Raw genomic sequence first — 13,870 nt, 5'->3', positions numbered from 1 at the left:
GTGGAAGCACCAACGAGAAAACGCCAACGAAAATCTAGGCTACACTCGACATCAGCCCAACAGCTAAATGACTTGATAAAACAAAGGGCAAATACAACTCAAATGAGTTTACCGAGCCGCTCTGAATTGCAGGCTAAAGCGCCGTTAACAGCCGCACAGCAAAGGCTTTGGTATGCTTGGAGAATTGCACCGAATGATAAAGCTTATAATTTGGCGGGCTCTTTGTATTTCGATGGACAGTTAGACGCTGAGTTGGTGAAACAAAGCTTTGCGGTACTGCAGGCTCGACATGGTGCATTACAAATCCAATTTACTGAAACGCTTGAAGGTGTTTTTCAGCAGCAAAATCCCCAACTGACGTTTGAATTTGTTGCGCTGTCGCAAGCGCAATCAAGCCAAGAATTGATCACTGAGGCGCTTACGCAAGCAATGCGGCCATTTGACTTGTTGTCGGACCCGTTACTACGTGTGGTATTGATCACACAAGGTAAGCGTTGCGAACTGTTAATTGTCATGCATCATATCATTACCGACGGTACTTCAATGCAAATCTTGTTTGATGAGTTTGTAGATGTGTATCAATTGATTGCCCTTAATAAGGGGCCGTCAATTGAGAAAAAAGTCGACTATATTGATTATGCTTTGTGGCAATCCAAGCAAGAAAATAGCGCGAAACTCGAACAGCAAAAACATAACTGGGTAGCACGGTTACCAAAGGGGATAGAAGCAATCACCTTACCGGCAACGGAGTCAGCAAGGCGGTTAGACACCTATACAATGGCGACTCATAGTATCACTTTATCACAAAGCGTGGCTGAGACGGTTAGCACAGCAGCAGAGCGCTTTGGTACGACGCCTTATCTGGTGATGCTTACAGTCTTCCAAATGACACTACAACGTTATAGTGGTCAACAGGATGTGTTAGTCGGCGTACCCGTTGCAAACCGACATTTAGCCGAAACGTTGGGGGTGATCGGTTTTTTTGTCAATACTCAAGTCAGCGCCCTACGAATTCAAGATAGCGATAGCTTTGCGACACTGATAGCGCAAGCAAAAGATCATCATCACTTCGCGCAATCTAATCAAGATTTACCATTTGAACAGCTTATCGACGCGCTAGCTGTCGAGCGAGTCAATGGCACACATCCGCTCTTTCAGGTGATGTTTAACTATTTACGTCGTGATAAACAAAGTGCCAAAAAGCTAAATAATATCGCGTTAACCCATACCCAAGCGCATCGCTTTACTATGCCGTTTGATTTGCATTTAGACATTATTGATATTCAAGGTGAGGGCGTTCAGTGCCACTTTTATTACGCTAAGGAGCTATATCAAGCGTGTTTTATCACGCAATTGCAAACTGCATTTTTGTCTGCGCTTACTCACCTTAGTGCATCAGCTGAGGTGCCCGTGACACAGGCAAGTTTATGGCAAGGTGATGTTGTGAGTCGATTGCCAAGTGGTCCGCGTGTTCAAGCGCCTGATGATTTGCTTATTCAGCTGCAGCGATATGGTAATCGGCAGCCAGAAGCGATAGCGGTTTCAGGTGCATCAGGGGCACTCACCTACAAAGAACTGGTGCAACATAGTGATAAAGTTGCTGCAATACTGCAAGCTCAAGGCCTCAAACCACAAAGCTTAGTGGGGTTGAGAATGTCCCGTGATATCGCACCATTAGTGTGTATTTTTGGTATCTTAAAAGCAGGAATGGCGTACGTCCCCATTGATGCTTCATTGCCTATATCACGACAGCAGTATCTTGTTGAGAATAGTCAACTTGCACTGGTGGTGAGCGACGTTGAAGCCATACCAGAGATAAGCTGTGAGCAATTGAGTTATCGGCAACTAATGACTAAATCGATCACAGAGCTGGTGTTGCCATCACGTGATGGCAAACAACTTGCTTACGTGCTCTATACATCGGGCTCTACGGGATTACCAAAAGGAGTAGCTGTCACCTTAGCAGGACTAAACAACTACTTAGCAGATGCAAGCTCGCGTTATATGCATGATTGTCAGCGTGCAGTAGTGAGCTCGACCTTGTCTTTTGATGCAACGATCACAAGCTTACTGGTGCCTATCTACGCGGGTAAAAGCGTGCAGCTGATAAATCAAGATGACGCACTGCTCAATCATGTTGCAGATAGCATTCAACAAGCAACTGCAGATACCTTATTTAAACTCACACCTGCGCACCTTGATGGGCTATTAAGCCTTGGCCGTGACATCATTTCTTCGTGCCATCATTGTTTTGTTATAGGTGGTGATAAGTTGATGTCTGGTACTGTGAGTAAGCTTCGCCGCCAGCTAATCAATAGCCGATTCATTAATGAGTATGGCCCGACAGAAACGGTGGTAGGGTGCTCGGCATATACGGTGACGCCCAAGTCGTGTACAGATTATACCGTTCAGCCTATCTCTAATGCGCTAAACAATACCGAGCTATTTGTGCTGGATAAGTATCTAAATCATTGTCCCGCCAACGCGGTTGGGGAGCTTTACATTGCAGGGGCAGGGCTTGCTCAAGGTTATGTTGGACGTGCTGATCTGACCGCTGAACGCTTTATTGCGAACCCATTTCGTGATGATGGTAGCCGTTTATATCGCACAGGAGATATCGTGCGCTATGAAGCGGATGGGACTTTGTTATATCTTGGACGCAGTGATAATCAGGTAAAAATTCGTGGTTATCGTATAGAGCTTGCAGAAATAGAAGCGCAGCTTTGCGCTTTGCAAAACATCGATGAAGCAACCGTAATAGTTGATGCAAGCGCAAATTCCTCACGTATTATCGGGTATGTTGTGGCCAGTGAAATTGACGAGCAAGCAGTACTTTCTCAATTAGCAAAGCAGCTACCTCAATACATGTTGCCATCCACCATTATCGCTTTAGATCACTTACCACTTACGGTGAATGGCAAAGTAGATAAAGCGGCACTACCTAAAGTGGACATTCAAGCTGACATCAACTTTGTTGCACCACAAGGAGCAGTAGAGCAATTGGTTGCTGGGTTATGGCAAGCCCAGCTTGGTCTTGATCAAGTAAGTCGACACGATAGCTTTTTTAAACTAGGCGGAGATTCCATTATTGCACTGCGCTTTATCGCTGCGCTCAATCAAGCGCTTGGCTATAGCATAGCGCTTAAAACGCTGTTGCTCAGCCCTGTACTGTCACAGTTTGCCGAGGCGATTGAATTGGAACAAGGGACTATTACAGCGCTCGAGAAAAGGCCAAAGGATTTCCCTGTTGTAGTGTCGCCAGGGCAAAGAAGTTTATGGGTTGCGCATCAGCTTGCAGCAAACAAGGGCCAAGCCATGAGTTACAACATGTTTGGCGGTGTTGATTTACGCGGCCACTTGGATATAGACAAATTACAATACGCATTAGATAAGTTAGTTGAGCAACAATCTGCGCTGCGGACGCGGTTTGAAGAAATAGATGGTGAAATTAGGCTAGTGACCGTTGCTCACAATCATATTGTGATTGAACAACAGGATTTAATTGCATTGACTGAGCGTGCAAAAACGCATGCGCTCGCAGAACAACAACAGCAACTGTCCGCGCACCAATTCGACCTTGCAGCACTTCCCCTTATTAAAGTTAAGGCCGTTTGGCTTGCGCCAGACCATCTACGTTTGCTGGTGAATATGCATCATATTATTTCTGACGGTTGGTCCATTGCGATTTTTATTGAATCATTGAGTCAATTTTATGGTGATACTAGTCAAGTGAAGGGGGCTGAAATTCCCTATGACTATGCTGATTTTGCGTATTGGCAACAGCGGCGCTTACTAAGTGAAGAAGCAACAAAGCAACAAAGCTACTGGCGCAATACATTACGTGATGCACCTGCGCTTTCGTTATTTCCTGCGCATAAGCCTTTATCTGAGCAGGCTAGCGATCTGGGAGAAGAAGTGCGATTGGTGTTATCTGTTGAGCAAAGTGAGCAGCTTAGGGCGTTTGCCAAAGCACAGAATGTTTCTCTAAACTCGGTAATGATGACCGCGTACTTATTGTTCTTACAATTTGTGACCAAACAACAGGACTTAGTGATCGGGACTGATCTCGCTGGCAGAGAAATACCAGAGTTGGAAGCTATCATAGGTTATTTTGTGAAAGTTCTCCCTGTTAGAACCCAGCTATCTTCAGCCGCCACCATGGAAGAAGTACTGAAAGAAGTACACCATGCGTTAGCTGTGACGGTGGAACATCAATTGATGAGCTTAGATGAAATAATTAAGCAAGTGAATCCACCCAGAAACCAGTTCAATGCACCGATCCTACAGCAACTATTTGTAATGCAAAATGCGCCAAAGCCAAGTTGGCAAGTGAAGGGTGTCTCATTTTCCCCCGCCGATATTGATTTGCCTAAGTACAGCAAGTTTGCCAATGCGTTATTTGTTACCCCTAATGACGAAATTGAATGTACTTGGTTATATCGAAAAGCGCTTTATGATCAACCCGCTATGGCGGCTTGGCTGGAGCAATGGAGTCTGCTTCTATTATCTCTCACAGCAAAGCCGAATACGGTGATTAGCGAGCTCTATCGTTCTATATCATCTGCTACAAACAATAGGGCAAAGCTCAACAAGTTTGCCAAATTTAAATCGCGGTAAGTGATTACTGAGCGATAACGATGAAAGCCAAGAGGGTAGGCTTGGCTTTTAAAATGAAAAGTAAATTTCAATAGCGCTATACCGTCTTACTGATACTTTGGCCGCCTCGCGGTGTCAACTTTGAAGATAGGCATGGTGTAAATATGCAAGATGATTTTTTAGCGGATATTGATAGCGATATATTGAGTTTACTGTTAGAGCAAGATGCCAGCGAAGGGATCCCTCATCTATCCGGTCATACCGCACCCTTATCATATTTACAGCAACAGCTTTGGACGCTGCAAGCATTAGATGAGTCGAATACAAGCTATCTCATGCCTGTCGTCTTTGAAGTCCATGGTCAAGTCGATGCAGTCAGGTTAGAGTTGGCTCTACAAGCTGTGATTGCCAATCATAGTGTATTTAGAACGCAATTTATCGCAAATGGTAATGAGCCAACACAAGTTGAGCTGGACAGTGCTGTTTTTTCGTTAGAGCAAGTTCATAGTGATAAATGTAGAGCTAGCTACCTGGCGAGCGAAGAATTAAACACTTGGTTAATGACAGCTAACGATTTAACACAAGTGCCGCAACTCAAAGCTCAACTCATCAGTTGCGCCGATCAGTTGCAAATTCTTGCATTAAGTTATCATCACTTAGTTTCTGATGGTTGGTCTAATAACCTGATTTTGGCCGATTTAAAACGCGCCTATCAGGGACTTTCCCTGTCTAAGCCTGCACTACGCTATCTTGATTTTGCACATTGGCAGCGCAGTGAATTGTCCGACGCGCATCCTGCTGTCGGTTTTTGGCTGCATTATTTAAATGCCCCGCGACAACCAGTGCGATTACACCAGCAGCGTGTCACGTCTAATAAGTTAAGCTCAGCAGGCGCGCGTCAACAATTTATGTTCAATGCGCCGTTAAGTGTGGAGCTTAATGATTTTTGTAAACGAAATCAGGTCACGCCGTTTGCATCCTTGCTGGCGGTATGGCAGTTATTGTTATCTCGCCACCATGGGAATGATCAATTTGTTGTTGGAGTCCCCAACGCGGGTCGCTCGCAAGAGCAAGTGCAAGACATCGTAGGCTGCTTTATTACCACGCAAGCCTATCGCTGTGAGGCCCATGCAGCCCGATCTTTTATTGATATTGTGAAACGAATACAAGGACATGCACTTACTTGCACGCAATACAGTGATGTACCGTTTGAATATGTGTTGTCGGTGTTACCAGAACATCGCACTGAGCAGTATCAAGGTAGTTTTTTTCAAGTGGGGTTTGATTGCCAACCGCAGTTACAAGGACAACTCAACTTCGCTGATTTCTCGCTAGAACCTGTCGCGGGTGGCAGTACCCAGAGCAAGTTTGCCATTGCACTATCGGTGCAAACTAGCGAGGCCAATATAGCGTGTGAAATTGAGTACGATCTCGCACAGTTTGATCTCCAATATATACAGACACTACAACGAGAGTTCTGTTTACTGCTTACCTTAGCTTTGGGACATGAAAATGAGACCATTGGTAATTGGATTGATGTGGCCTACGAAAACCAGCGCCCGTATTTGCCTGAAAGTAACGCGAATAAGGGTAAAACCTTGGCTCACGTTGAGAAGTTAACGCACACCTTGATTCGTCAACAGGCTCTTGCCACGCCAACAAATACCGCAATGATTTTTCAAGATCATCACTTTGATTATCAATGGTTAGAAGCACATGCCAACTATATTGCTTCGCAACTTCAAACTGTTGGTGTAAAGGCTGGGGAAGTCGTGGGTATTGCATTGCCAAGGTCGCCTTATTTGGTGGCAAGCTTGCTCGCGTGTTTTAAGTCTGGAGTGACCTATTTACCACTGGACGCTAAGCTGCCCGAAGATAAGCTAACTCACATGATAGAAGATAGCGGCTGTGTTTTGGTATTGGGCGAGCAATTGCACTTAACATCGCTTCCTTTGATAGCAGAAGACGCATTAGTTTGCTCGGATACCTCTGATTGGTTTGCACAAGACTTAACTATTGACGTCCATCCTGAGCATATCGCTTATCTTAACTACACTTCTGGCTCGACGGGTCAAGCGAAAGGGGTAGCGGTAGCACATGGGGCGCTTAGCCGTTATATATTTACGGCAGCTGATTTTATCAATCTTTCGCAACAAGATGTGGTTTTACAGTTTGCGACGGCGAACTTTGATGCCTTTGTTGAGCAGGTCTTTCCAACCTTGGTGGTTGGCGCTGCACTGGTTATTCGAGACGATAGCTTGTGGGATGCACAACAATTATTTGAGCAGGCCCTCAAACATCGCATCAGTGTTATGGACTTAAGTGCCGCTTATTGGCGCCAAGTAGCTGAAGATTGGTGTTATTTAATGCCCAAGCACAATTGGCGCTTACCGGCGTTACGACAGGTGCATTCCGGTGGCGAAGCCATGTCAAAACAAGCTATTAGCGCTTGGCGACAAGCAGGCTTGGCAGACGTAAAATTGGTCAATACCTATGGACCCACCGAAATTGTGGTGGAGGCCGCAATCTTTGATTGTACTAAGCTCGATGTTGCGCATATCGACTCCGTTCCGATTGGGACTGCTATTGCAGAGCGTAAACTCTATGTACTAGATGCAGAGCAGAACTTGGTACCACAAGGGCAAGCGGGTGAGCTCTATATTGGAGGCGAGATTCTGGCTCAGGGTTACTTTGGCCGAGCCGGCCAAACTGCTGCAAGCTTTGTGGCCGACCCATTTAGTGACTCAGGTAAGCGTTTATATCGCACTGGAGATTTGGTGAGATGGAACGAACACGCGCAACTTGAGTTTATTGGTCGAGTCGATAACCAAGTCAAAATCCGTGGTTTCCGGGTCGAAATTGAAGAGGTTGAGCTTAAATTGCGTGCGATGGCAGGCGTAAGTGATGTGGCTGTTGTTGCTCAGCAGCATGCAGGAACAACTAGGTTACTCGCTTATCTCTGTTCACATAGAACGGCACAAGACATTCAAGCCGATACCAGAGCGGCGCTACCCGAATACATGGTTCCTGCAGTATTTACACTAATGGATAGTCTGCCGCTGAACGCCAATGGCAAAGTGGATCGTTCAGCTTTACCAGCACCCAAGCACCAAGAGCAAACGCAAATCACGGTCTGTGTTGGTGAGGCTGAACAATCGATCGCTGCAATCTGGTGCAAATTATTTAATCTGGAGCAAATAGGCCGAGATGATAACTTTTTTGCCCTCGGTGGCGACTCGATAATTTGCCTACAAATGGTGTCTTTGTGTCGTCAAGCTGGCTGGGAAGTATCACCTGGACATGTGTTTGCAGCGCAAACCATAGCGGGTATTGCGGCGCTTGCCGTCCAGTTAGCTGAGCCAAATCCGGGCGACGAGGAAGAAGTCAAAGGGCAGGCGCCACTTTTGCCTATTCAGCAAGCCTTTTTTGAGCAGCGAGAGCATGCACCACATCACTACAACCAAGCGGTCATGTTACGCTTGGAGCAAGCGTTAGATTGGCGTGTACTCAAGCAAGTGATAGGTCGACTCATTCAGCATCATGACGCCCTAAGGCTGACATTTAGCAAGGACAGTCAAGGTTATTGGCAACAATCTTTTGGTGATTATCACGAGTCGATGCTGGCGCAGGTTTTCATAATGTATCAAGTGGAGAGTGAGCAGATCACTGCGCTGGCAGAGGAAATACAAGCAAGCTTGAATATTCAAGATGGGCCTTTGATGCGTGCGGCAGTGATGACAGTAGCCGACGGCAGCTATCGTGTCTTGCTGGTGGTTCATCACTTGGTGATTGATGGCGTGTCTTGGCGCATTGTGTTGGATGATTTAGCAACCGGCTATGAGCAGTTGCTGAATTCTGCAGATTGGCAGCTACCAGCCAAGTCGAGCAGTGTGAAAAAGTGGGCCGAAGCGCTACAGCACTATGGTGAAGCGTTTGCTGATGAAGCTAATTTTTGGCATATGCAAACCGCATCTCCTTTACCTTTCCCTTATCAGGATGTGGAGGCAAGTGCAGTTGAAGCCAGAGTAGCAACCGCAGAACAACAATGTTCTGTCGAACTCACAACACAGTTACTGACCCAAGCAAGTCGGCCATATCGCACCCAAGTTAATGACTTATTATTAAGTGCGCTGAGCGAAGCGGTGTATCGCTGGTTAGGAAAAGATGAATATGTGCTCCATTTGGAAGGACATGGTCGAGAACCTTGGCAATCAGAGATTGATTTGAGTCGTACGGTGGGTTGGTTTACCGCTATGTTCCCGCTGAAACTATCGCGCCACGGCAACTGGCTCGACACGATCACTGGCACAAAAGAGGCTTTGCGTAGGATCCCAAATAAAGGAATTGGCTATGGCGCACTTAAGTATGGCAATTCCGCCACACCTACACACTTGCCAGAAATTGCGGATATAGAATTTAACTATTTAGGCCAGTTAGACAATAACTTTACCAGTGATGGTATATGGCAACCCGCCGTTGAGTCTACAGGGGCAAGCCATAATGGCTTGGCAAAGGTGACGAGTGAGCTGGCGATACAAGCACAGGTCTTAGGAGGGCAACTCCAGATCCGCGCAAGTTTTGTTGAGGCTCGACTGAGCGCAGGCGCAGTGAATGATTTTATGAGATTGTTCCAGCAATGCTTGGAGGAGTTGGTAAGCCACTGCGAAACAGCAACCGCAAAACTAAGTCGGTCTGATGTGCCACTAGCGCAACTCTCGGACGACACATTACGGCAGTTAGATGCTGAGAAAATCAGCAAAGTTTATCCTCTTTCAGCGATGCAAGAAGGCATGCTTTTCCACGCTTTGTACAGTGACAATAGTGCTTACATAAATCAAATGCAGTTCGCTGTAAACGGTTTAGATATAGACGCATTTAGCGCTGCTTGGCAACGAGTAACAGATCGCCATAATGCGTTAAGAACGGGCTTGCTCACTCAGGTCACGCCGCCACATCAATATGTTGTTACATCACATCAGGCTGATATCACGGTACTTGACTGGTCTATGAAAAACCGAAATGTACAGGCTGAACTCGGTCAGCTGGCAAAGCAGCAAGTGGCATCAGGCTTTAATTTAGAGAAAGACATTGGCTTTAACCGTGTGGTTATCGTTCGGCTCAATGCCACGCAATACAGAGTTATTTGGACCAATCACCATTTATTCACTGACGGCTGGAGTGCTTCTCGAATGATGGGCGAACTACTGAGTGCCTATCAAGGACAAGCGCTGACAGCTGTAACTGGTCAGTACGACAGTTATATTGCGTTTTTACAAGCACAAGACCAAGTGCAGAATAGCCGTTATTGGCAACAGCAGTTACAACTATTGAGTGAGCCTTGTACGCTGTTCAATCAAGCGGAAAAATCGCATGTAGCAGAAAACCAAGCTGGTCAAACAAGCTGGATAATTGACTCCACACAGACCGAAACCCTCCTGTCTTTTTGTCGTCACCAGCAGATCACGGTAAACACGTTGATCCAAGCCGCCTGGTCATTGGTATTGAAAACCGCTCTCGGACGCAATGCCGTATGTTTTGGCTCAGTGACCTCAGGGCGACCACCGCAGCTTCCCCAAAGTGATAGCATGCTCGGTTTGTTTATCAATACGTTACCGACGATAGTAACGCTGGAACCAGAATTGCCCGTTGGACAATGGTTGCAGCAGCTACAACGCCAAAGCATAGCTGCACGTGAACATGAATACACTCCCTTAAGTGATGTTCAAAAATGGGCAAGAGAAGGAGGATTGGACTGCCCAAATGGATTATTTGATACATTGGTTGTCTTTGAAAACTACCCGATAGCGGAGGCACTTCAGCAAGCTGATAAGGAATCCACGCAATTCGAGCTTGTGGCTAGCCGCGAAGAGACGGATTACCCACTGACGGTATCGATTTCACAGCAAGAGACCATCGACATTGCTTTTCATTACCAACTCGCAGCATTAAATAAGGTTGAGGCAAAGCACTTACTTGAGCGTTTTGTGCTTATTATTTCGCAGTTGGCGCAAGGAGTGATGCAGCCTCTTGGCAGTATAACCGCATTGAGTGCGGAGCAGGAAAAGGCATTACTTGAACTTGGTGATCCCCGAAGCAGGCAGGAAACACAAAAAGTCGATATTATTGAATGCTTATACCAGCAAGCTGAGATGCATCAGCATAGTGCACGGATCCACTTTGAAGACCAGTCACTAAGTTATCAGGCTCTTTTGTCACATAGCGAAAAGATAGCCGATGGTCTCCAACGCCAAGGGATCCGCCGTGAAGATCGTGTTGCATTATTGATGAGGACAGGTCTCGATACGCTTGCGAGTATCTTAGCCATTTGGCAGCTTGGTGCAATATACGTCCCTCTTGATTCCGACTCTCCAGAATCCCGTCTGCATGATATCCTAGCAGTGAGTAAACCGCGATTGGTGCTACATCAAGGGAAAGGGCTTGAGCACTGTGCTGTTGAGCAAATTTCTCTCAGCAGTATCATAAACTTAGCGAGCCACGCTAAGCGAGAAGTATCTATACAGCATCCACAGCAATTGGCATACCTGGTGTTTACCTCAGGCTCTACTGGCAAACCAAAAGGGGTTGCGGTCACACGAGCTGCACTATTGAGCCATTGTTTGGCAATCGCCGATGTTTACCAATATAAGGCTGCCGATCATGCTTTAGCATTTGCTTCATTGGGCTTTGATGCAGGGCTTGAGCAGGTTTTTGTGCCGTTGTTAATGGGTGCCCAACTCACTATGGTGAATGGTAAAACGCTATTACCAGAGCAGTGTAGCGAACTCATCACAGCCAAGCAGATCAATATCGTTGACTTACCGCGCGCCTATTTACAGCACTTGCCGCATCTTGATGCGGTTCGCTTGTGCATTGTGGGTGGCGAGGCTTGGCCTGTGCAAGAGCTACTTCAATGGCGTCAGCGTGCACCTAACACACAATTTATCAATGCTTATGGGCCAACAGAAACAGTGATCACGCCAACCATTTGGCAAGACGATAACACTTCATTGCTCGACAGTGTTTATGTGCCGATTGGTTCAGTCGTTGGCGAGCGTCATGCCTACGTGTTGAGTGAAGAGCTTAACCTTACGCCGCAAGGTGGAATTGGTGAGTTGTACATTGCAGGTACGTTGGCACAAGGTTATTTTGCTAGAGCGGATTTAACCGCAGAGCGCTTTATCGCAAACCCATTTAGCGATAAAGGCGAGCGTTTATATCGTACAGGTGATCTGGTGCGTTGGGGCAAGCAAGGCGAACTTGTTTATCACGGGCGTGCGGATCAACAAGTTAAAGTACGCGGTTATCGAATTGAATTGGCTGAAATCGAAAAGCAAATCACGGCAATGCCTAGCGTAAATAGTGCACTGGTCCGTCTGCAAGAAACTCAGCAAGGGGCACAGCTAGTTGCTTATGTGATAGGAGAAGATCTGGATCTCAATGCGCTGCAAACACAAGCTCAACAGAGGTTACCTGATTATATGCAACCGGCTCATTGGTTTGCATTGGCCCAATTTCCGTTGACTATAAACGGAAAAATAGATGTAAAAGCGTTACCTCAGCCCTCACGGCAAGCAAGCCAAACTGAAAGCCATGCAATGAACACTCACGAAAAGCAACTGGCGGCGGTTTGGCAGGCGTTATTAGGCGTTGAAGCATCATCCCATAGCCAGTTTTTCCATGCGGGTGGGGATTCTATTCTAGCTATGAGGTTGACCTCGCAAATCAATCAAACATTTGGGTTGAATCTAGGGGTCAGGGAAATCTTTGAACACAGTGAATTTACTGCGTTGGCACAATATATCGCTGAGCAGCACCAAGGGAGTAGGGAAGCTGAAGCGATTGCACTACAAGCACTGCCTTTCGAGCAGCAAGTGCCCGTATCGGCGGAGCAGCGTAGTCTCTGGATCACGGACAAATTAAGTGAAGAAAAAGATAAAGCGGCTTATAACATCACTACGAGTGTGAATCTCTTTGGTGAGCTTGACGTGGTAAGCCTGCAGCAAGCATTTACTCAGTTACTGGCGTGGCATCGTACGTTCAGTTATCGCTTTATTGAGCAAGAAGGAGATGTGGTTGCGCTTTACAGTGAGGAAAATGAACTGAATTGGCAGTTCGTGGAACTGACTGATAGCTTAGAGCAAAATACGCAAGAGGCGACCGAGTTGCGTCAACACTTCGAGCGTACACCGTTTGATTTAGCACAAGATGTTTTACTACGAGTGTTGCTGGTCGAAATTGCGGATAAACACTATCAGTTAACCATTAACATGCATCACATCGTCAGTGATGGGTGGTCGATGGGCAACCTGGTGCAGCAGGTTGGTGAGTTTTATTTGGCACAGGTTGAGAAACGCGAAGCCGTTTTACCTGCGCTACAAGTTCAATATAGTGATTATGCTAAGTGGCAGCAGCTGCGCTTGGCAAGTGATGAGGCGCGCGAGGTTGCTCAGTATTGGCGAACTCAATTGGCCGATGCACCTATGCAAACCCTGATCCCTCTGCATTCACCGCGTCCTGAAAATAGTGATACAAAAGGTGAAGTTATCGACTTTACCATCGTGGCCGAGGTGCGCCAAGCCATCGAGCAGTTAGCGCAACATCAGCAGTGTTCTGTCTTTAGTGTACTGCTGGCAAGTTATGCTGCATGGTTATATGAAATAACTGGGCAGCAAGATTTAGTGCTAGGCACTGATCTGTCGGGACGAGAACATGCCGACCTAGAACCTTTGATCGGATATTTTATTAGGGTACTTCCATTGCGTATCCGCCTTACTGGCGCTATGGGCTTTGCTGAGCTGTGTGCGCATGTTCAACACACCTTACTCGATGTACAAAGCAATCAGTTGTTTACCTTAGACGGCGTGATTAATGAGGTAGGCGTACAAAGAACTGCGGGGTTGTCGCCATTATTCCAACAGCTTTTTGTAATGCAAAATACGCCAAAGCCGGATTGGCCAATTGAAGGGCTCAATATGGAAGGGCTCTCCTCTACAGATACATCGAGCAAGTTTGACTCTGCAATCTTTATTGATGCTCAGGAGGACGCTTATCAAGGTCGTTGTTTTTACAAGAGCCGACTATATCGGCGAGATAAAATGCAAGTTGCACTGGATAGATGGCTAGCGTTGCTTGGACAGCTAGTGCAACAGCCCGCACTGAGCTTAGCGACGTTCAGACCGCAAATTACCAAACAAGCGAGTCAGAATAAGTTTAAATCAACGAAGTTTGCAAAGTTAAAGAAGTAGCGAGCTCTAGATCATAACTGGTTTAACTA

General features: G+C 46.4%; 2 protein-coding genes. Both read left to right on the top strand.

Annotation, left to right across the window (positions count from 1 at the left end):
• Complete coding sequence (locus NO992_RS15960) at positions 1–4,617, top strand: amino acid adenylation domain-containing protein (RefSeq protein ID WP_371378871.1); 4,617 nt, start codon at positions 1–3, stop codon at positions 4,615–4,617.
• Between the two features lie 143 nt (positions 4,618–4,760).
• On the top strand, positions 4,761–13,841 hold the full coding sequence (locus tag NO992_RS15955; RefSeq protein ID WP_371378869.1) for an amino acid adenylation domain-containing protein: 9,081 nt from the start codon (positions 4,761–4,763) through the stop codon (positions 13,839–13,841).
• Positions 13,842–13,870 lie beyond the last annotated feature (29 nt).

Origin of the sequence: Pseudoalteromonas sp. DY56-GL79 (assembly GCF_041414765.1) — a bacterium.
Taxonomy (GTDB): Bacteria; Pseudomonadota; Gammaproteobacteria; order Enterobacterales; family Alteromonadaceae; genus Pseudoalteromonas; species Pseudoalteromonas piscicida.
Note: the sequence above shows the minus strand (reverse complement) of the source record. Positions and strands in the feature narration are given on the sequence as shown.